Consider the following 20,764-nt stretch of genomic DNA (forward strand, 5'->3'; position numbering starts at 1 on the left):
CCCCGGTGGTCGAGCCGGTGCCGCCCAGGCCGGCCGCTCCGCCGGTGCCTCCGGTGCCGCCTTGGGCGCCAGCCCCGCCGGCCACCCCTTGCGAGCCATCGGTTCCGGTACCGCCCTGTCCGCCGGTGCCGCCCTGTCCGCCGTCGCCGCCTTGCCCGCCGGCTCCCTGGTGACCGCCGCCACCGGACCCGGCCGCCCCGCCGGCCCCGCCGAGCCCGCCGGCCCCGCCGTCGGTGCCTTGGCCGCCCTGGCCGCCACCGGCCGTGCCGGCGGTGCCGGTGCCGCCCTGTCCGCCGGTGCCGCCTTGCCCGCCGGTGCCGCCTGATCCGGCGGGGCCGGCAACGCCCGTCCCACCCTGGCCCCCGACGCCGCCGTCCCCGCCGGATCCGCCGATAAAGGAGCTGCCGCCGCTCGTCGTGCCGGCTGCGCCGATCCCGCCCGCGCCGCCGAGCCCGCCAGCGCCACCGTGACCGCCCGCACCGCCGAACATCCCGCCGGTACCGCCGGCCCCGCCCGCGCCGCCCGCGCCGCCGGTTTGACCGGCCGCGCCAGTGCCGCCGGCCCCGCCAGCCCCGCCCGCGCCGCCGTTGCCGAACAGCCCGGCATCACCGCCCCGCCCGCCGGTCCCCCCTGCCATGCCGGCCCCGCCGAGCACACCGGAGCCTCCGTTGCCGCCGTTCCCGAACAAGATCCCGCCGGGTCCGCCGGCCTCCCCGGTCCCGGGCTCCCCGTTTGTGCCGTTTCCTATCAGCGGGCGCCCCAACAGCAGTTGGGTGGGCGCGTTGACCAGATCCAGCGCGTCCTGCTCGAGGGTTTGCAACGGCGAAGCGTTCGCCGACTCGGCGGCCGCGTACGAATTCCTCGCGCTGGCCAATGCCAGCACGAACCTCTCATGAAAAAGCGCCGCCTGCGCAGCAAGCTGCTGATAGTCCTGGCCGTATCGGGAAAACAACGCGGCGACGGTGGTCGACACGTGGTCGGCGGCTGCACTCGTCAGATCCGTGGTTAAGGCGGCCGCGGTGGCATTTCCGCTGGCCAGCGACGCGCCGATGGCGTCGACGTCCGAAGCCATCGAGCCAACGATGTCCGGAGAAACGAGCAGATGCGTCACCTGGCCCCTTGCCGCTCCTCAAGACAAGCCGACAGCCGCCGACAATCCTGGTCGCGACCATTCGTGAGCATATCGCGACGTGGGTCGCCGTTGAAAGCTTCCGCCGAAATGTCGAGCATCATTAAAACTGTCTCGGGACATGCGAATTGGGAGCAGTAGGCACTACCGGCGGGTCGGTGCGCGGTTACCAGTTGTCCGGTCACCGCTCGGCGAATTCGCCAAGGTGGCGCAGCAGCCAATCGACCATCGCGTTGAGCACATCGACGCCGGTCTCGAACGAGTCGGACTGCGCCGCCAACGCCGCTCCGACGTGCCCGGTGGCGGCCGGGATCGTCCCGAACTGCCGGACCAGATAGCCGTCGCGCAGCCCCGGGCCCCAACCACCTTTGGCGGCATAGCCTTTCGCGGCCAGACCCCAACGCTGCGTGGCGGTGACCCGGTGCATCAGTGCGATCACGGTAGCCGCCTCGCCGAGCGATGTCAGCCGCGCGGCGAAGCCGGCCTGCCGCGCCAGCGACCACTGCGTTTGACCGAAAGACGTGAAACCGGTTCGAAGCCTTCGCGATTCGACCACAGTATCTGCGTCGCCGACTTCTGCGAGGACGGCCCCCACCCGACGCGCGGCGTCGGCCGGTTCGCCCAGTTGCGACCACAGTGCCTCGGCCGCAGGGTTGTCGGACTGCGTGATCATTTTGCTCAGCAGTTCTCCCGCCCGCGACCCGTCCGTGCGCAACGCCGCAATCGCCAACGGCACCTTGATGGTCGACCAGGCGACTCCCGTCGACCACTCGCCGAACGAAAACAGCGTGCCACGCGGCGCGACGATCGCGGCACCCGTGGTGGCCGGAAGTCCGTCGCAAAGCTGCCCGAAGCTCGCCTGCAGCTGGTGTCTCATCGCGCTACCGGCGAATGGGGTGGACCGGATCCGCGCAGTCGACCCCCTCGGCCGACAACTGACGCTTCACAATCTTGAACGTTACTGTGCGCGGCAGCTCGGTGCTGACCCGGACATACGACGGCCACTGCTTGGGGCCCAGGTCTGGTTGCTCGGCAAGGAAGGTGCGGAACTTCTCCGCGTCGAAATCGGTACCCGGTGCCATCACCAGTGCTGCCATCACCTGGTCGCCGACGATCGGATCGGGCACCGCGTACACCGCCACCTCCCGCACACCGGGATAGCGCAACAGCACCCGTTCGATCGGGGCCGCGCCCAGGTTCTCCCCATCGACCCGCATCCAATCACCGAGCCGCCCGGCGAAGTACGCGAAGCCGGCGTCATCGCGATGGGCGAGGTCGCCACTGTGGTAAACCCCGCCCGCCATCCGCGCGGCCTCCGCGGCATCGTCGTTGTAATAACCCTCGAAACGGCCCGGTCCGGCGGTGTTCACCAGCTCGCCGACCACCCCCGCGGGGCACGGCTCGCCCGTATGAGGGTCGACGATCTCGATGCCCTCGGGCAGCGGACCCAACGCACCGGGCGGGGTATCGGGGGTGCGGGCGATCGCCACGCCGCCTTCGGTGGACCCGAAACCGTCCTGCACGACACAGTCGAACCTGCGCGCGAAGCGCTCGATGTCGGCGGGCACGCCCTCGTTGCCGTACACCGCACGCAGCGGGTTGTCCGCGTCGTCGGGGTGTTCGGGTGTGGCGAGCACATAGGACAGCGGCTTGCCCACATAGTTGGCGTAGGTCGCGCCGTAGTGGCGCACATCGACCAGAAATTTCGACGCGGAGAACTTGCGCCGCAACGCCATCGAGCCCCGGCATGCTACGGCCACCGACCACCCGACCAGCACCGCGTTGGAATGGAACAGCGGCATCGACACATAGCAGACGTCATCGCGGCCGAGGCCGAAGCGCTGCGTCATCGTCACGCCGGCGATGGCGACCTTGCCGTGGCTGCACTTGACCGCCTTGGGCTCGCCGCTGGTGCCGGAGGTGAAGATCAGCATGAACAGGTCCCCGGGCGACGCGGGCCGGAAGCGCGGCTCGGCGTCGGCGTGTGCGGCGACCTCGTCGGCCCACGCGGTTGCATCGACGTCAATGTGCGCGATACCGTCCAGTGCTGCAGCGGAATTCGCATCCGCGAGTACCAGCTGGCAGTCCGCTCGATCGGCGTCGCGGGCCAGTGCCGCGCCGCGACGCACCGGGTTGAGCCCCACCGGAACGATTCCCGACATTCCGGCCGCCGTCAGCACTGCCGAGAAGAACGGTGTGTTCTCCAGCAGCACGCCCACATGCGGGGGGCGTGCCGGGTCGAGGCGCTCCTGCAGCGCCGCGGCGATCGCCGCACCGTGCCGCAGGTGGTCACGCCAGCTGGTGAACGAATCCTCGAAGTGGACGCCGGTATCGCCGATCTCGGCCAGCGGGGCAAGCAGTTTGGCGACCGTCAGGTCATCCATCCGCCGGCCCCCGGCTTGTCCGCCACCGTCGCCTCGAGCGTGACGCCTTCGGCGTGCGAGCGTGACGCTGCGGTCACATTCGAGCTCCAGCGTGACGCCGGCTTCACGTTCGCCGCCATCGCCGACACTAGGCGGGCGTCTCGGCCAACTCGCGGCCGATCCGGCGCAGCTGACCGGTGGCTCCGCCCAATGCGAACTCGGTTTCCTTGGCTGCCAGGAAGTAGCGGTGCACCGGGTGATCGGTGTCGACGCCAACTCCGCCGTGCACGTGCACGATGGTGTGGGCCACCCGATGTCCGGCGTCGGCGGCCCAGAACGCCGCGCTGGCTACGTCGATGTCGGCGGGCTGGTCCTCCGAGACGCGCCAGGCCGCCTGGGTGAGCGTCAGCCGCAATCCCTTGACGTCGATGTAGCCGTCGGCCAGCCGCTGCGCCACCGCCTGGAAACTGCCGATCGGGCGGTCGAACTGCTCGCGTTCGCGCGCGTATTCGGCGGTCATCTGCAAGCCACGCTCGAGTACGCCGAGCTGAAAAGCGCTGCGTCCCAAATTACCCAGCGTCTCGAGCCAGGCCACCACCTCGGCACCGCCGACCCTGCGGGCGCCGTCCACCTGCGTCCCGTCCAACTCCAGGCGGCCGACACTGCCCCGCCCGGTGGTCATGATCGCCGTCACCGACACCCCGGGGTCGTCCGCCGCAACCAGGAAAACGGCTGTCCCGGAATCGGTTTCGGCCGGAACCAGGAACGCGTCCGCCGTGGGGCCGAAGCCGACCTGGGTGCGGGTGCCGGTGAGGCGGTAGCCGCCGCCGGCCGAGGCGGCACGCACCGGGCCTTCGCCCATCTCGCCCTGGAGGGCCACGGTGAGGATCTTCTCGCCGCCGACCGCCGGGACGCCCCAGCTCTGCTGCAGTTCGTCGGAGCCGAACCGGGCCAGGGCACCGGCGCCCAGCACGATCGAGTCGAGGTAGGGTACGGCGGCCAGTTGGTGGCCGAGCGCGACGAGCACCGCGACCTGCTCGAGCACGCCGAAGCCGTCGCCGCCCAGCGACGCCGGCGCCGCGCTGGTCAGGATGTCGGCGTCGACCAACTTGCGCCACAGCTCGCGGTCGAACCGTTGGTCGAGGCTGTCGAGCTCACGGTGATGCTGCGGCGTGCACACCGAGTCCACGATCGTGTCGACCAGGCCCCCGAGGTCGTTGGCCGCTTCGGTTGTCGCGAAATCCATGGCTTTCCGTCCTTCTCGATACTCAGCGGCTTCGGGGCAGGCCGAGGGCGACCATTCCGATGATGTCGCGTTGCACTTCGTTGGTCCCGCCGCCGAAGGTCAGGATCAAACACGCCCGGTGCATCCGTTCGACCCGCCCGCGCAGCAACGCCCCGGGCGAATCCTGGCGCACCGTCGCCGCGGTGCCCAGCACCTCCATCAGCAGCCGGTAGGCCTCGGTGGCCAGTTCGGTGCCGAACACCTTGGCCGCCGATGCGTCGGCCGGCGACAAAGATTCGCTTTCGGACCCCCCTTGTCCGGAGGCCAGTTCCCAGTTGATCAGCTTGAGCACCTCGGCTTTGGCGTGCACCCTGGCCAGGTTGATCTGCACCCATTCGGAGTCGATGAGCCGCGCCCCACCGGCGTCCTTGGTGTTCTGCGCCCACTCGCGGATCTCGCGGAGGGCCAGGAAGATCGGCTGCGCGGACACCAGGGCGACGCGTTCGTGGTTGAGCTGGTTGGTCACCAGCTTCCAGCCACCGTTCTCCTCGCCGATCAGATTGGCCACCGGCACCCGCACGTCGGAGTAATAGGTGGCGCTGGTGTCCACACCGGCCATGGTGTGCACCGGGGTCCAGGAGAAACCCTCGGCGGTAGTCGGCACCGCCAGCATCGAGATGCCACGGTGCTTTTTGGCGTCGGGGTTGGTGCGCACCGCCAGCCACACCCAGTCGGCGTAGGCGATCAGGCTGGTCCACATCTTCTGGCCGTTGATCACGTACTCGTCACCGTCGCGGACGGCGGTGGTGCGCAGGTTGGCCAGGTCGGTGCCGGCGCCGGGCTCGGAGTAGCCGATCGAGAAGTGCAGTTCCCCGGCGGCGATCTTGGGCAGGAAGAACTTCTTCTGTTCCTCGGTGCCGAACGCCATGATGGTCGGCGCCACGCTGTTGATCGTCAGGAACGGCACCGGCACGCCGGCGATCGCGGCCTCGTCGGTGAAGATCAGCGAGTCCATCGGGGAGCGGTCCTGGCCGCCGTACTCCTTGGGCCAGTTGAGGGTCAGCCACCCGTCCTTGCCCATCTGTGCAACGGTGTCGCGGTACGCGTTGCCGGTCCCGACCTCGCCCTGTGTGGAGGTCAGCGCATCTCGGCGCTCCGGCGTCATGAGCTCGGTGAAATAAGATCGCAGCTCGCGACGCAGCTCCTCCTGTTCAGGGGTGTAACTGATGCGCATTCCAGCCGTCCTTCGGTTAGGCGTGAGAGGCCCGTGACAAGCCGTGTCTCTACGGCGAAGCTCGACCGACGGCCACCCGTTCGTCTCCCCGGTTGTAACACGTTCTAGTCTGGGAATCCAGCGACCGTTTCCCCAGACTTACCGGGGCCCTTAAGGTGTAGCTACGCACCGGCGGGGCATGTGCTCATGGTGAAGGCCAGATTCGAGGAGGGTACCGTGCGGGTGATCGTTGATCGTGATCGGTGTGAAGGCAACGCGGTCTGCCTGGGAATCGCGCCGGACATCTTCGACCTGGACGATGACGACTATGCCGTCGTCAAGCTTGACCCTGTTCCCGCCGAGCAGGAAATTCTGGCCGAGCAAGCGATCGCCGAGTGCCCGCGAGCCGCGCTCCTGCGCGGCGAATGACCCCGGTGCGACGCCGGGCGACCCGAGACTAGAGGTATTCATAAATTGACTAGGCCCACTGGCCCGACTCCTCCTCAGACCGCTGCGCGGTCTGCATCGTCGCCGGTCAGCAGCACGAACGCGACCGATCTCTCCGGGAAGGTCGCGGTGGTCACCGGTGCGGCCGCGGGCCTGGGGCGCGCCGAGGCGCTCGGTTTGGCCCGCCAGGGCGCCACCGTCGTGGTCAACGACATGGCCGGTGCCCTGGATTCCTCCGACGTCATTGACGAGATCGGCACTGCCGGGTCCAAGGCGGTCGCCGTCGCCGGGGACATCAGCCAACGCGCGACCGCCGACGAATTGGTTGCCTGCGCCGACAAGCTCGGCGGGCTGGACATCGTGGTCAACAACGCCGGGATCACCCGGGACCGGATGCTGTTCAACATGTCCGACGAGGAATGGGACGCCGTCATCGCGGTGCACCTGCGCGGCCACTTCCTGCTGACCCGCAACGCGGCCACCTACTGGCGCGCTAAAGCCAAGGATTCGGGCGGCCAGGTCTTCGGGCGCCTGGTCAACACGTCGTCGGAGGCCGGTCTGGTGGGACCGGTGGGGCAGGCCAACTATGGTGCCGCCAAGGCGGGCATCATCGCGCTCACCCTCTCGGCGGCGCGCGCGCTGGGTCGTTACGGGGTGTGTGCCAACGCGATCTGCCCGCGTGCGCGCACGGCGATGACGGCCGACGTCTTCGGCCCCGGCCCCGAGATAGCGGAAGGACAGATCGATCCGCTCTCGCCGGATCACGTGGTCACCCTGGTCCAGTTCCTGTCGTCGCCGGCGGCCGCGGAGGTCAACGGTCAGGTTTTCATCGTCTACGGTCGCCAGGTGACGCTGGTGTCGGCGCCCACTGCCGAGCACAGGTTCAACGCTGACGGGCCGGCGTGGAACCCCGCCGAACTCAGCACGACGTTGGGAGAATACTTTGCCGGGCGTGATCCCGAGCAGAATTTCGCGGCCGTCGGACTGATGGAGCAGTAGCGGGAGATATGATCGGGCTCACACCCGAGCCGCGAGTGACCGAAGGGCGGGCAAAGGCGACACGCAGGCTTTGCCGCACGCAGCGAAGGGGAGCACCAGGTTGATCCAGCAGCTTGCGGTTCCCGTCCGCGCTGTCGGGGGATTCTTCGAGATGTCGATCGACACCGCGCGTGCGGTCTTCAGAAGGCCGTTCCAAGTCAGTGAGTTCCTGGACCAGACGTGGATGATCGCCCGCGTGTCGCTGGTACCGACCCTGCTGGTGTCCATCCCTTTCACGGTTCTGGTGGCGTTCACGCTGAACATCTTGCTGCGCGAAATCGGCGCGGCCGACTTGTCGGGCGCCGGAACGGCTTTCGGCACCATTACCCAGCTCGGCCCGGTGGTGACCGTTCTCGTCGTGGCCGGCGCCGGAGCCACCGCGATCTGTGCCGACCTGGGGGCCCGCACCATCCGCGAGGAGATAGACGCGATGCGGGTGCTGGGCATCGACCCGATCCAAAGGCTGGTCTTACCAAGGGTTTTGGCGTCGACTCTGGTCGCCCTGTTGCTCAATGGTTTGGTGGCCGCCATCGGTTTGTCCGGTGGTTATGTGTTCTCCGTCTTCTTGCAGGGCGTAAACCCGGGCGCCTTCATCAACGGCCTTACTGTGCTGACCGGGTTGCGCGAGTTGGTGCTTTCCGAAGTCAAAGCGCTGTTGTTCGGCGTGATGGCCGGGCTGGTCGGGTGTTACCGCGGCCTGACCGTCAAAGGGGGGCCCAAGGGTGTTGGCAACGCCGTCAACGAAACCGTCGTCTACGCGTTCATCTGTCTGTTCGTCATCAACGTGGTGACGACCGCGATCGGCGTGCGGATCTCGGCCAAGTGACGCCGCGATGAGCTACGACGTCACCCTGCAGTTCCGCCGCGTCATCTCGCGGCTTTCCGGACCCGTCGACGATTTCGGCGAGCAGGCGTTGTTCTACGGCCAGACCATGCGCTACGTCCCCAATGCGCTCACCCGGTATCGCACCGAGACGATCCGTTTGATCGCCGAGATGACGATGGGCACGGGGGCGCTGATCATGATCGGCGGCACCGTCGGCGTCGCGGCCTTCCTGACGCTGGCCTCCGGCGGTGTCATCGCAGTCCAGGGGTACTCGTCGCTGGGCAACATCGGGATCGAGGCACTGACCGGTTTCCTGTCGGCGTTCCTGAACGTCCGCGTCGTCGCGCCCGTCATCGCCGGTATCGCGCTGGCGGCCACCATCGGTGCGGGTGCCACCGCGCAACTGGGTGCCATGCGGGTGTCCGAGGAGATCGACGCCGTCGAATGCATGGCCGTGCACTCGGTGTCCTACCTGGTCTCGACCCGGCTGATCGCCGGCCTGATCGCCATCGTCCCCCTGTACTCGCTGTCGGTGCTCGCCGCGTTCTTCGCCGCCCGCTTCACCACCGTGTACCTCAACGGGCAGTCCAAGGGCCTCTACGACCACTACTTCAACACCTTCCTGGTGCCGTCCGACCTGCTGTGGTCTTTCCTGCAGGCCATCGTGATGTCGATCGCGGTGATGCTGGTCCACACCTACTACGGCTACAACGCCAAAGGTGGGCCGGTCGGCGTGGGCATCGCGGTCGGCCAGGCGGTGCGGACCTCCCTGATCGTGGTCGTCGTCATCACGTTGTTCATCTCGCTCGCCGTGTACGGCGCGTCCGGTAACTTCAACCTCTCCGGGTAAGAGGAGCACTCTATGGCAGATGGCGAGTCTCGGCGATCGACGGTACGGCTGGCAGCGGCGCTGCTGGCCGGCCTGATCGTGGGGTTCGTCGTCCTGACGTACCTGTCCTATACGGCGGCTTTCGCCTCGACCGACACCGTCACCGTGTCGGCACCGCGGGCGGGGTTGGTGATGGACAAGGGCGCCAAGGTGAAGTATCGGGGCATCCAGATCGGCAAGGTGACGGCGATCGATTACGCCGACGACCGGGCTCGCCTCACGCTGGCCGTCGACAGCAACGACATGCGCTTCATCCCCTCCAACGCGACGGTGCGTATCGGAAGCAACACGGTGTTCGGCGCCAAGGCGGTGGAATTCCTGCCTCCCCGGACGCCGTCGGCGACCTCCCTGCGCCCGGACGCGCACGTTGCCGCCTCGGTGGTGCAACTGGAAGTCAATACGCTGTTCCAGTCGCTCATCGAGCTGCTGCACAAGATCGATCCGGTGGAACTGAACGGGACACTGAGTGCCCTGGCCGAGGGCCTGCGTGGCCATGGCGACGACGTGGGCCGGCTGCTGGCAGGATTGAATACGCTGACACGCCAGACCAATCCGAAGCTTCCCGCCTTGCAGCGGGACTTCCGCGAGGCCGGGACCGCCACCAGCATCTACGCCGAGGCCGCCCCCGACCTGAACAGCGCGATCGACAACCTCCCGGCGATCAGCAGTACCGTCGTCGACCAGCAGGGCAACCTCGACGACACGTTGTTGTCCACGATCGGCCTGGCCAACAACGCCCACGACGCGGTGGCACCAGCCGAACAGAACGTGATCGACGCGGTGAACAGGTTGCGGGCCCCCGTCAAGGTGGCCGCGGACTACTCACCGGAATTCGGTTGCCTGTTCGCGGGTATCGAACGCGGCATCAAGGAGTTCGCGCCGCTGCTCGGTGTGCGCAAAGCGGGACTGTTCACCTCGTCGAGTTTCGTGCTGGGCGCGCCGTCCTACACCTATCCGGAGTCCCTGCCCGTCGTCAACGGGTCCGGTGGCCCGAACTGCCGCGGGCTGCCCGACATCCCGACCAAGCAGAACGGCGGGTCCTGGTTCCGGTCCCCGTTCCTGGTCACCGACAATGCCAACATCCCCTACGAGCCGTTCACCGAGTTGCAGTTCGACGCACCCTCGACGCTGCAGTTCTTGTTCCACGGCGCCTTCGCGGAACGGGACGACTTCTGATGGCGGCCGCGGACATGCCCTCGCACCGTTTGATGGTGATCAAGGTGAGCGTCTTCACGGTGGTGATGCTGCTCGTCTCCGCCGGGCTCGTGGTGGTCTTCGGCGACTTCCGATTCGGATCCGAGGGCACCTACCACGCGACCTTCACCGACGTGTCGCGGTTGAAAGCCGGCCAGAAGGTCCGCATCGCCGGAGTTCCGGTCGGCGTGGTCCAGGGCATCAGCCTGAACCCCGACAACAGCATCGACGTGAAGTTCGGGGTCGACAAGCGCTACACGCTGTACTCGTCGACGCGCGCGCTGATCCGCTACGAGAACCTGGTCGGCGACCGGTTCCTGGAGATCACCTCGGGTCCGGGCGAACTGCGCAAACTGCCGCCCGGGGGGACCATCGACGCGCAGCACACCCAGCCGGCCCTGGATCTCGATGCGCTGCTCGGCGGGTTGCGTCCGGTTGTCAAGGGGCTTGACGCCGACAAGATCAACACGATCAGCGGCGCCGTCATCCAGTTGTTGCAGGGTCAGGGGGGAGCGTTGTCGAACGTGTTGGCCGACACCAGCGCCTTCTCGTCGGCGTTGAGCAACCGCGACCAGCTCGTCGGGGACGCGATCACCAACCTCAACGCGGTGCTGGGCACCATCGACGCCAAGAGCGCGCAGTTCTCGGCCAGCGTCGACCAGTTGCAGAAACTGATCACCGGGCTGGCCGGGCACAAGGACGACATCGCGGGCGCCATCCCCCCACTGGCCTCGACAACGACGGACCTCACACAGCTGCTGAAGAATTCGCGCCGGCCGCTGCAAGGCATCCTGGAGAACACCCGGCCGTTGGCCACCGAGGTGGACGAACGTAAGGCTGAGGTGGACAACGACATCGAGCAGTTGGGCGAGGACTATCTGCGGCTGAGCGCGCTGGGCGCCTACGGGTCGTTCTTCAACGTCTACTTCTGCTCCGTCAGGATCAAGATCAACGGACCGGCCGGCGGCGATATCCTGCTACCCATCGGCGGCCAGGTCGACCAGAGCAAGGGGAGGTGCGCTTTTGCCAAGTAATCCCCAGCGTGAGCACGACCCGCTGCGCACCGGGATATTCGGCCTGGTGATGGTGGTCTGCATCGTGCTGATCGCTTTCGGTTATGCCGGGTTGCCGTTCTGGCCGCAGGGCAAGGTCTATGACGCGTACTTCACCGACGCAGGCGGCATCAACCCGGGCAACGCCGTGTACGTGTCCGGCTTCAAGGTCGGCAAGGTGCAGGCCGTCGGTCTGGCCGGCAACAGCGCCAAGGTGACCTTCACGGTGGACCGGCACGTCGCCGTCGGCAACCAGTCGCTGGCCGCGATTCGCACCGACACCATCCTCGGGGAACGCTCCGTTGCGGTGAGTCCGGCCGGCGGCGGCAGAGCCACCAGCATTCCGCTGAGCCGGACCACCACGCCGTACAGCCTGGCCGGTGCACTGGAGGATCTGGGTCAGAACGCGCACAACCTGAACAAACCTCAGTTCGAGCAGGCCCTGCACGTTCTCACCGACACGCTGCACGACGCCACCCCGCAACTGCGCGGCGCGCTGGACGGGGTGACCGCGCTCTCGCGCACCCTGAACCGTCGTGACGAGGCACTGCAAAGCCTGCTGATGCACGCCGAGTCGGTGTCGTCGGCGCTGGCCCAGCGCGCCGGACAGGTGACCAAGCTGGTCGACGACGGCAACCAGTTGTTCGCGGCGCTCGACGAACGGCGCGCAGCGCTGGGCCGATTGATCTCGGGCATCAGCGCTGTCGCGCAGCAGATTTCAGGCTTTGTCGCCGACAATCGCAAGGAGTTCGGCCCGGCACTGGGCAAGCTCAATTCGGTGCTGGCCAACCTCAATGAGCGCCGCGACTACATCACCGAGGCCCTCAAACGGCTGCCCACCTACGCCACCGAGCTGGGCGAGGTGGTCGGTTCCGGGCCCGGCTTCAACGTCAACGTCTACTCCGTCCTGCCCGCGCCGATGATCGCGATGATGTTCGACTTCTTCTACCAGCCGGGCAAGCTTCCGGCCAGTCTCGGCGACTACCTGCGCGGTCTCATCCAGGAACGCTGGATCATCAGGCCGAAGTCGCCATGACGAGGCGGATCCCGGCCGGTCGGGGGTTGCGCCGCCTGAGCGCCATCGCGCTGGTCGCGGTGCTGATGGGGGGCGTGTACGTGCTCACCGCGCACGGCAACAGCCGAACCGTCGTCGGCTACTTCACCTCGGCCGTCGGCATCTATCCCGGCGACCAGGTCCGGATCCTCGGCGTCCCCGTGGGGCACATCGACACGATCGAACCGCGGCCCTCGGACGTCAAGATCACCATGTCGGTGTCCGACCAGGTCAAGATTCCCAACGGCGTGCGCGCGCTCATCATGTCGCCGAACCTGGTGGCGGCGCGGTTCGTTCAGCTGACCCCGGCGTACACCGGCGGGGCGGTGCTGCCCGACGGCGCCGGCATCGACCTGGCCCGCACCGGTGTCCCGGTGGAATGGGACGAGGTCAAGGAGTCACTGACCCAACTGGCCGTCCAGCTCGGGCCGACCGGATCTGTCGGGGGGTCGATGCAAGGGCCGTTGGGCGCGGTGATCAACCAGGCCGCCGACACGCTCGACGGCAACGGGGAGTCGTTCCACGGCGCGCTGCGCGAGCTCGCACAAGTTGCGGGGCGGCTTGGGGATTCGCGCGGCGACCTGTTCGGCACGGTCAAGAACCTGCAGGTGCTGGTGAACGCGCTGTCGTCGAGTAACGAGCAGATCGTGCAGTTCGCCGGGAACGTCGCGTCGGTGTCGCAGGTGCTCGCCGACAGTTCCCGCCACCTGGACACCACGCTGGACACCCTCAACAAAGCGCTCGCGGATGTCCGGGGATTCCTGCACGAGAACAACTCGACGCTGATCGACACGGTCAACCAGCTCAACGACTTCGCCCAGACGCTGAGCGACCAGAGCGACAACATCGAGCAGGTCCTGCACGTGGCGGGCCCCGGCATCTCCAACTTCTACAACATCTACGACCCCGCGCAGGGCACGCTCAACGGGCTGCTGTCGATCCCCGAGTTCGCCAATCCGGTGCAGTTCATCTGTGGCGGGACCTTCGACACGGCCGCCGGGCCCCGCGCGCCCGACTATTTCAAGCGCGCCGAGATCTGCCGTGAGCGGCTCGGGCCCGTGCTGCGCCGGCTTGCCGCGAACTACCCGCCGATCATGTTCCATCCCCTCAACACGATCACCGCGTACAAGGGGCAGATCATCTACGACACCCCGGCCACCGAAGCCAAGGCCGCGACGCCCGTTCCCGAGCTGACGTGGATACCGGCCAAAAGCGCCACATCGCCGGCCCCGGAGAACCCGGCGGATCTGCAGGCCCTGCTGGTTCCGACGGCTCCGCAGGCCGGTGCCGCCCCGGGGCCGGCGCCCGGTCCGCCCTCGGCGTTCGGTCCGCTGCCGGGCCCTGCACCCGCATCCGGCGCGACGTCACCCGCTGGGGGCGGTGGTGGCCGATGAAGCGAATTGTTCTGCGCAGCAGTGTGTTAGCGGTGGGCAGTGCGTTGGTGGCCGGTTGTCAGTTCAACGGTCTCAACTCGCTGTCGATGCCGGGCACCGCCGGTCACGGCAGCGGCGCCTACTCGATCACCGTCGACATGCCCGACGTCGCGACGCTGCCGCAGAACTCGCCGGTCATGGTCGACGACGTCACCGTCGGCAGCGTTGCGGGCATCTCCGCCGAGCAACGGCCCGACGGCTCCTTCTATGCAGCGGTGAAGCTGGCGCTGGACAAGAACGTCGTGCTGCCGGCCAACGCGACTGCGACGGTCGCCCAGACGTCGCTGCTCGGTTCCATGCACGTCGACCTGGCAGCCCCGGAGGGCGCGCCGGCGGTCGGCAGGCTGACCGACGGTGCGAAGATCCCGGAGTCGCGCACGGGCCGCCATCCCACCACCGAGGAAGTGCTGTCGGCCCTCGGTGTGGTGGTCAACAAAGGTAATGTCGGCGCGTTGCAAGAGATCACCGACGAGACCTACCGGGCCGTGGCGGGACGGCAGAGTCAGTTCGTCGACCTGATGCCCAGGCTGGCCGAACTGACCGCGGGGCTCAACCGTCAGGTCGACGACATCATCGACGCGGTCGACGGGCTGAATCGATTCTCGGCGATCCTGGCGCGCGACAAGGACAACCTGGGCAGGGCGCTGACCACGCTGCCCGAGGCGGTCGGCGTACTCAACAAGAACCGGGACCACATCGTCGAGGCGTTCAGTGCGCTGAAGCGGTTGGCGACGGTCACGTCGCACGTGCTGTCGAAGACCAAGGTGGACTTCGCCGAAGACCTCAAGGGCCTGTACTCGGTGGTGAAAACGCTCAACGACAACCGGAAGAACTTCGTCACCTCGCTGCAGATCCTGTTGACGTTCCCGTTTCCCAACTTCGGGATCAAACAGGCCGTGCGCGGCGACTACCTCAACGTGTTCACCACGTTCGACCTGACCCTGCGCCGCTTCGGCGAAACATTCTTCACCACAGCGTATTTCGACCCGAACATGGCGCACATGGCCGAGATCCTCAACCCGCCCGACTTCTTGACCGGCGAACTGGCCAACCTGTCCGGACAGGCAGCCGATCCGTTCGCGATCCCGCCGGGCACGGCGTCGGGTTCTCGGGACCGGTAGGGGGCGGCGTAGATGCTCGACAGACTGACCAAGGTCCAGCTGGCCATCTTCGGGGCGATCACCGTGATTGCGCTGACCGTGATGGCGATCTTCTACCTGCGGCTGCCCGCCACGTTCGGGATCGGCACCTACTCCGGGACGGCCGACTTCGTGGCCGGCGGCGGGCTGTACAAGAACGCCAACGTCACCTACCGTGGCGTCGCCGTCGGCCGGGTGGAGTCGGTCGGGCTCAACCCCCATGGGGTGACCGCCGGGATGCGGCTGAACAGCGGCACACCCATCCCGTCGAACGTCACCGCCACCGTGAAGAGTGTGTCGGCGGTGGGAGAGCAGTACATCGACCTGGTGCCGCCGGGCGCTCCGGCATCTTCCACGTTGCACAACGGGTTTCGCATCTCCCAGCAGGACACCCGGATCGGCGGGGATGTGGCCGATCTGTTGAAGCGGGCCGAGGCGCTGGTCGACAGTGTGGGCGACACCCGGTTGCGGGAGCTGCTGCACGAGACGTTCATCGCGACCAACGGATCGGGCCCCGAGCTGGCCCGGTTGGTCGAGTCCGCGCGGCTGCTGGTCGACCAGGCCAACGCCGATTATCCGCGGGTGTCGGAGCTGATCGACCAGGCGGGCCCGTTCCTGCAGGCTCAGATCCGCGCGGGTGCCGACATCAAGTCCCTGTCGGACGGGCTGGCGCGGTTCACCTCCGAGGTGCATCAGGCGGACCCGCAGCTGCGCTCCACGCTGGCCACCGCCCCGGGCGCGGCCGAGGAGGCGAGCACCGCGTTCTCGGGCATCCGCCCCTCCTTTCCGGCGCTGGCGGCCAGCCTGGCCAACCTGGGCCGGGTGGGCGTCATCTACCACAAGTCGCTCGAGCATCTGCTGGTCGTGTTGCCGGCGTTGTTCGCCGCGATCGTCACCGCCGCCGGCGGCGAGCCGCAGGACGAGGGCGCCAAGCTCGACTTCAAGCTGGACCTCAACGACCCGCCGCCGTGCTCGGTGGGCTTTCTGCCGCCGCCGCTGATGCGCACACCGGCCGACGAGACGCTGCGCGAACTCCCGGCCGACCTGTACTGCAAGGCCGCGCAGAACGATCCCACCACCGTGCGCGGCGCCCGCAACTATCCGTGCCAGGAGTTCCCGGGTAAGCGGGCGCCGACGGTCCAGCTGTGCCGTGACCCGAAGGGCTACGTGCCGATCGGCCGCAACCCTTGGCGCGGCCCGCCGGTGCCCTATGACACACCGGTGACCAACGGGCTCAACCTGCTGCCACCCAACCACTTCCCCTACATCCCGCCGGGTGCCGAACCCGACCCGGGCACGCCCATCGTCGGGCCGCCCCCGCCGGGTGTGGCGCCGGGGCCGGGGCCGATGCCCGACCGCCAGCCGGCCTACGATCCGCCGCCGCCCAACGACAACGGACCGCCGCCGCCGTTCACGTCATGGCAGCCGCCCGGGGTGCCGCCGGTGCCGCCTCAGGTTCCGTATCCCAAGTGGCTGCCGCCGCCACCGCCGCCGGAAGGCACCGGGCCGCCGCCGCAGGCCGACGGCGCACCGGCGTACACCACTTACGATCCCAAGACCGGCGCGTTCGCGGACCCGGCCGGCGGCACTGGTATCTTCGCGGCCGGTGCGAGCGGCGCGTCGAGCGCCGAGAATTGGGTAGAGCTCATGCTCGATCCACGGCCCCTGTGATGGACCCGTAGTGGCAGACGAGCAGACCAAGGCGACACGCGTTCGGCGGCGGGCGTCCCGCGCGGCGGGCCCCGCCCGACGTGAGGCCGCCGACGGTGCGGCGGCACGGATCGACGTCCCGGTCCAGGCGAATCAGCCGGCGCCGCCGGTGCGGACCTTCAAACCCGTCAAGCCGCCGCCGCGGCGGCGGGCGCACCGGGTCCTGGTCGCGTGGGTCTCGGTTGCCGCCGCGGTCCTGGCGATCGGCGCGCTGGCCGGCTGCCTGACCGGGCTGGTCGTTCAGCACCGGCATGCCGTCGCCGAGCAGGCTCGCGACCAGCGGTTCGTCGACACCGCCACCCAGACGGTGGTCAACATGTTCAGTTACACACAGGACAACATCGACGAAAGTGTCAACCGTTTCTACGACCAGACCAGTGGCCCCCTGCACGCCATGCTGGGCGCCAACAACAACATCGAGAACCTCAAGGGCCTGTTCCGCTCCACCAACGCGACGTCGGAAGCCGTCGTCAACGGTGCCGCCCTGGAGGGCATCGACCCGGTCACCGACAACGCGTCGGTCCTGGTCTCGGTGCGGGTCACCGTCGCCGACATCGACGGCGTCGACAAGCCGTCCATGCCCTACCGCCTGCGCGTCATCGTGCACGAGGACGAGTCCGGACGGATGAGCGGCTACGACTTGAAGTATCCCAACGGGGGCAACTGATGCGGACGTTGCGGTGGCTCAGGGTCGTTGCGGTCGCCCTGCTGGTCTTCGCCTTCGTCGGCCTGGCCGCGGCGACGGGCTGGTTCTACTGGGACCGGGTGCAGGCCCGCGGCGAGGCATCGGCGCGGGCGGCTCTGCCCAAGCTGGCCACCAAGGAGATCCCCGAAGTTTTCGGTTACGACTACCAGACCGTCGAACGCAGCCTCGCCGAGGTGTATCCGCTGCTGACGCCGGCGTACCGCCAGGAGTTCCGCAAGAGCGCCAACGCGCAGATCATCCCGGAAGCCAAGAAGCGCGAGGTGGTGGTGCAGGCCAACGTCGTCGGTGCCGGAGTGATGTCGGCTCAACGTGATTGCGCGTCGGTGATGGTCTATCTGAACCGCACCGTGACCGACAAATCGCGGCAGCCCCTCTACGACGGCAGCCGGTTGCGAGTGGACTTCCACAAGATCGGCAAGCAATGGCTGATCAACTACATCACCCCGATTTGATCAGTAGCACATCGCAATGTCGTTGCAGTACAACGGGTAACGCTCGATCGGTGTGGGTGGCGGTCCGATGAGCCGCAGCGAGAACGGCTCTTTGGTCATCGCCGGCTGCAGGCCGCAGACCGCGCCGTGCAACGTGGTGTGCGTCCCGGCCATCGTCTCGTTGTCGAAAGCGTATGTCTCGGTGGATGCCCCGGTGCCTCCGTCGGGACAGGACAGACCGTCGGCCTTGTCCACCTGAAACGTCCACAGTCCGCTCACCAGACGGGCCCTGCCGCTGTAGTTCTGCAGCTTGTCTTTGCGGCTGTTTCGTTCGTTGGTATAGCTCGCGACGTTCAATGCGCAGAAGTCGGCCATGATGTCGGGGTTGGAGTAGTCCTTGTAGTAGCGGCTGCCGTTGACCTGGGCGCACAGTGCTGTCACCTGCCAGGTCACGCCCGACACGCCCGCCTGGTCGAAGTGGTATAGGCCGTCCGCCGGCGGGGCGACCGCGCTCGCCGGGTCGCTGGATTCGAGCCCGATCCCCAAGGCCACAGCCGAGAAGACACCGGCGCCGACGGCCAGCCCACGACAGATCCTCATGATCGTCCCTCCCTGCTCGGGCCATCCCGCTGCGCTCGAGTATCACAGCGCTCGGGCCGCGGCGCCAAGGCCTTTCAGGCTTTTCCCACGGCTGTTGGCGGCTTGTCGGCGTCAGGTGGATGCGCCTCGGCCAGTGCGTCGAGGAACGAGCGCGCCCAGCGGTCGACGTCGTGGGCGAGCACCTGGCGCCGCATCGACCGCATCCGCCGGCGGCCTTCCTCCTCCGGCTGGTTGAGCGCCGACTCGACGGCGTCCTTGACTCCTTCGAGGTCGTGGGGATTGACCAGATAGGCCAGCCGGAGTTCGGCGGCGGCTCCGGTGAACTCGCTCAGCACCAGCGCACCGCCGAGATCACTGCGGCAGGCGACGTATTCCTTTGCCACCAGGTTCATTCCGTCGCGCAGCGGTGTGACCAGCATGACGTCGGCGGCGACGAAGTATGCGATGAGCTCGTCGCGGGGAACCGGACGGTGCAGATAATGCACCACCGGATGCCCGACTTCGGCGAACTCGCCGTTGATGTGACCGACCTGGCGTTCGATGTCGTCGCGCAGGATCCGGTAGCTTTCCACCCGCTCACGGCTGGGCGTGGCCAGCTGGATCAGCACCGTGTCGTCGCGTCTGGCCCGGCCCTCGGCGAGCAGCTCGGAGAACGCCTTCAGCCGGACGTCGATGCCCTTGGTGTAATCCAATCGGTCGACGCCGAGCAGGATCTTGCGGGGGTTTCCCAGCTCGGCCCTGATCTCGCGGGCCCGGCGCCGGACGCTGCGGTCACGGGCTTTGCGGTCGAGGTCGGCGGAGTCGATGGAGATGGGGAAGGCGCCCACCCGCACGGTGCGCGAGTCCAGTTGCACTTCCCCGAAGCGCGAGCGCACACCGACCGAGCCCCGGGAGGTTTCCACCCCCACCAGACGCCGGGACAAGAACAGGAAGTTCTGTGCTCCGCCGGCCAGATGGAACCCGACCAGATCGGCGCCGAGAAGGCCCTTGATGATCTCGGATCGCCAGGGCAGCTGCATGAACAGCTCCACCGGCGGGAACGGGATGTGCAGGAAGAAGCCGATGGTCAGGTCGGGGCGAAGCGTGCGCAGCATCTGGGGCACGAGTTGCAGCTGGTAGTCCTGGATCCACACGGTGGCACCGCGCGCGGCGGCGAGCGACGTGGCCTCGGCGAATCGGCGGTTGACGTCGACATAGCGCTCCCACCATTCGCGGTGATAGGTGGGCTTGACGATGACGTCGTGGTACAGCGGCCACAGCGTGGCGTTGGAGAAACCCTCGTAGTATTCGGCGACGTCGTCGGCGCTCAGACGCACCTGGTGCAGGGTGAGCTCGTCCTGCACGATCGGTCCGTCGTCGGCGTCCATCTCCTCGTCGGCGATGCCGGGCCAGCCGACCCATGCGCCACGCCTGCGCCGCAGCAGTGGCTCCAGAGCTGTGACCAGCCCGCCGGGGCTGCGCTTCCAGGACGTGCGGCCGTCGGCAAGCCGCTCCATGTCGACCGGCAGCCGATTGGCCACCACGACGAAGTCGGAATCCCCGACGGGCGAAGCGGCCGGCCGTTCGACTCCGCTGGGAGTCATCTACGCATCGAGCTTCGAGGGTCCAATACCGAGCATGGACAGGAAGACGCGGCACTCGTCGGCGTCGGTCGCATACGCGGCGACGACGCGCCGGGCCTGGCTGGCGGTGCTGTCGGCCAGCGGTTCCACATCGCCGATGTCGCCATGGTCGGGTTTCGTAGGCATGACATAACTGTATGCGACGCCTCCCATACGTCGCAGCCGTCGTGCCTGGCCCGCGCCTCGCCGTCGCACGCGCAACGGTCCCGACCGGCGCTTTCGGAGTGGTGAACCGGACCGAAGCCTTGGTGTGGCCCGGTGTTCACACAATCGTCCGGAATTGTTAATCCCGAGCAAATACGATAAAGGTTTGTTTCGTTCGACGGGGCCCGGAAATAACGCGTATTCAAATCGCGGAATTTGCTGTCCGCAGTTCCTCCGGGTGAGGTGAACCAGCGGAGTGGCAAACATTTGTGGCGCTCCTGTCGGCACACGTGGTCGCGCCCCGCGCCGACGTCCGCTGGGGTGGGTTTGCTGTCTGCCGGGTCGCTGAGCAGCAACGAAGCTGAGCGAGGCGTAAAGTCGCGTTGCTACGGCCGGGCACCGGATGCATGCCCGTGAGCGGCCCCCCCACGGTCGTGTGTTCACCGTTAAACACGGCAGGCGCGCAAGAAAAGCACTAGTGTGAGCCCAAAGCCCCCACTTTGACGGTCCCATCGACGTCTGGGCCTCCGGGAGAAAGAAAATGGCTCT

The 20,764-nt window shown here is 67.6% G+C and carries 20 protein-coding genes; 12 read left to right on the forward strand and 8 right to left on the reverse strand.

Annotation, left to right across the window (positions count from 1 at the left end; all coding sequences use genetic code 11):
- The 5 genes from AC2VOK_RS04550 to AC2VOK_RS04570 form a co-directional block, all read right to left on the reverse strand.
- Nucleotides 1-1,072, reverse strand: a 1,072-nt coding sequence (locus tag AC2VOK_RS04550) for a PE family protein (RefSeq protein ID WP_428899428.1), incomplete at its 3' end; no start/stop codon positions are given.
- Between the two features lie 238 nt (nucleotides 1,073-1,310).
- Nucleotides 1,311-2,006 (reverse strand): serine hydrolase, encoded by a 696-nt coding sequence (locus AC2VOK_RS04555; RefSeq protein ID WP_428899429.1) that lies wholly within the window; start codon nucleotides 2,004-2,006, stop codon nucleotides 1,311-1,313.
- 4 nt (nucleotides 2,007-2,010) lie between these two features.
- Nucleotides 2,011-3,513, reverse strand: a complete 1,503-nt coding sequence (gene fadD17, locus AC2VOK_RS04560; RefSeq protein WP_428899430.1) for a long-chain-fatty-acid--CoA ligase FadD17 — start codon at nucleotides 3,511-3,513, stop codon at nucleotides 2,011-2,013.
- Between the two features lie 127 nt (nucleotides 3,514-3,640).
- A complete protein-coding gene (locus tag AC2VOK_RS04565) occupies nucleotides 3,641-4,738 on the reverse strand; it encodes an acyl-CoA dehydrogenase family protein (RefSeq protein ID WP_428899431.1) in 1,098 nt (365 codons plus the stop codon).
- Between the two features lie 22 nt (nucleotides 4,739-4,760).
- Nucleotides 4,761-5,951: an acyl-CoA dehydrogenase gene (locus tag AC2VOK_RS04570; RefSeq protein ID WP_428899432.1), complete on the reverse strand. Its 1,191-nt coding sequence runs from the start codon at nucleotides 5,949-5,951 to the stop codon at nucleotides 4,761-4,763.
- A gap of 216 nt (nucleotides 5,952-6,167) precedes the next feature.
- Between AC2VOK_RS04570 and AC2VOK_RS04575 the strand changes: the two genes are divergently transcribed.
- The 12 genes from AC2VOK_RS04575 (at nucleotide 6,168) to AC2VOK_RS04630 (ending at nucleotide 17,870) form a co-directional block, all read left to right on the forward strand.
- The gene (locus AC2VOK_RS04575; RefSeq protein WP_428899433.1) at nucleotides 6,168-6,359 is read left to right on the forward strand and encodes a ferredoxin; all 192 of its coding nucleotides are present in this window, start codon (nucleotides 6,168-6,170) and stop codon (nucleotides 6,357-6,359) included.
- 36 nt (nucleotides 6,360-6,395) lie between these two features.
- Nucleotides 6,396-7,376 carry a 3-oxoacyl-ACP reductase gene (locus AC2VOK_RS04580; RefSeq protein ID WP_428899444.1) on the forward strand — a complete coding sequence of 327 codons (981 nt, stop codon included), beginning with the start codon at nucleotides 6,396-6,398 and terminating at the stop codon, nucleotides 7,374-7,376.
- A 100-nt stretch (nucleotides 7,377-7,476) separates the two neighbouring features.
- Nucleotides 7,477-8,241: an MlaE family ABC transporter permease gene (locus tag AC2VOK_RS04585; RefSeq protein ID WP_428899434.1), complete on the forward strand. Its 765-nt coding sequence runs from the start codon at nucleotides 7,477-7,479 to the stop codon at nucleotides 8,239-8,241.
- 7 nt (nucleotides 8,242-8,248) lie between these two features.
- Complete coding sequence (locus AC2VOK_RS04590) at nucleotides 8,249-9,091, forward strand: MlaE family ABC transporter permease (RefSeq protein ID WP_428899435.1); 843 nt, start codon at nucleotides 8,249-8,251, stop codon at nucleotides 9,089-9,091.
- A 12-nt stretch (nucleotides 9,092-9,103) separates the two neighbouring features.
- Nucleotides 9,104-10,306, forward strand: a complete 1,203-nt coding sequence (locus tag AC2VOK_RS04595) for an MCE family protein (RefSeq protein ID WP_428899436.1) — start codon at nucleotides 9,104-9,106, stop codon at nucleotides 10,304-10,306.
- On the forward strand, nucleotides 10,306-11,358 hold the full coding sequence (locus tag AC2VOK_RS04600) for an MCE family protein (RefSeq protein ID WP_428899437.1): 1,053 nt from the start codon (nucleotides 10,306-10,308) through the stop codon (nucleotides 11,356-11,358). The genes AC2VOK_RS04595 and AC2VOK_RS04600 overlap by 1 nt, the downstream gene beginning before the upstream one ends.
- Complete coding sequence (locus AC2VOK_RS04605; RefSeq protein WP_428899438.1) at nucleotides 11,348-12,412, forward strand: virulence factor Mce family protein; 1,065 nt, start codon at nucleotides 11,348-11,350, stop codon at nucleotides 12,410-12,412. Before AC2VOK_RS04600 ends, AC2VOK_RS04605 begins: the two co-directional genes overlap by 11 nt.
- Nucleotides 12,409-13,824, forward strand: a complete 1,416-nt coding sequence (locus tag AC2VOK_RS04610; protein WP_428899439.1) for a virulence factor Mce family protein — start codon at nucleotides 12,409-12,411, stop codon at nucleotides 13,822-13,824. Before AC2VOK_RS04605 ends, AC2VOK_RS04610 begins: the two co-directional genes overlap by 4 nt.
- Nucleotides 13,821-14,984 (forward strand): MCE family protein, encoded by a 1,164-nt coding sequence (locus AC2VOK_RS04615; RefSeq protein ID WP_428899440.1) that lies wholly within the window; start codon nucleotides 13,821-13,823, stop codon nucleotides 14,982-14,984. The genes AC2VOK_RS04610 and AC2VOK_RS04615 overlap by 4 nt, the downstream gene beginning before the upstream one ends.
- A gap of 12 nt (nucleotides 14,985-14,996) precedes the next feature.
- Nucleotides 14,997-16,673, forward strand: coding sequence for a virulence factor Mce family protein (locus AC2VOK_RS04620; RefSeq protein WP_428899441.1), 1,677 nt, complete (start codon nucleotides 14,997-14,999; stop codon nucleotides 16,671-16,673).
- Nucleotides 16,674-16,683: 10 nt separating this feature from the next.
- Nucleotides 16,684-17,379, forward strand: coding sequence for a mammalian cell entry protein (locus AC2VOK_RS04625; protein WP_428899442.1), 696 nt, complete (start codon nucleotides 16,684-16,686; stop codon nucleotides 17,377-17,379).
- Nucleotides 17,380-17,387: 8 nt separating this feature from the next.
- Entirely contained in the window at nucleotides 17,388-17,870 is a 483-nt protein-coding gene (locus AC2VOK_RS04630) for a mammalian cell entry protein (RefSeq protein WP_428899445.1), read from the forward strand.
- Here AC2VOK_RS04630 and AC2VOK_RS04635 read toward each other — a convergent pair whose 3' ends face one another.
- The 3 genes from AC2VOK_RS04635 to AC2VOK_RS04645 form a co-directional block, all read right to left on the reverse strand.
- On the reverse strand, nucleotides 17,871-18,449 hold the full coding sequence (locus tag AC2VOK_RS04635; RefSeq protein ID WP_421529328.1) for a hypothetical protein: 579 nt from the start codon (nucleotides 18,447-18,449) through the stop codon (nucleotides 17,871-17,873).
- A gap of 74 nt (nucleotides 18,450-18,523) precedes the next feature.
- Nucleotides 18,524-20,032, reverse strand: a complete 1,509-nt coding sequence (locus AC2VOK_RS04640) for an alpha,alpha-trehalose-phosphate synthase (UDP-forming) (RefSeq protein ID WP_428899443.1) — start codon at nucleotides 20,030-20,032, stop codon at nucleotides 18,524-18,526.
- A complete protein-coding gene (locus AC2VOK_RS04645) occupies nucleotides 20,033-20,197 on the reverse strand; it encodes a hypothetical protein (RefSeq protein WP_421529326.1) in 165 nt (54 codons plus the stop codon).
- Nucleotides 20,198-20,764 lie beyond the last annotated feature (567 nt).

It is taken from the genome of Mycobacterium sp. TH-M116 (genome assembly GCF_057473685.1).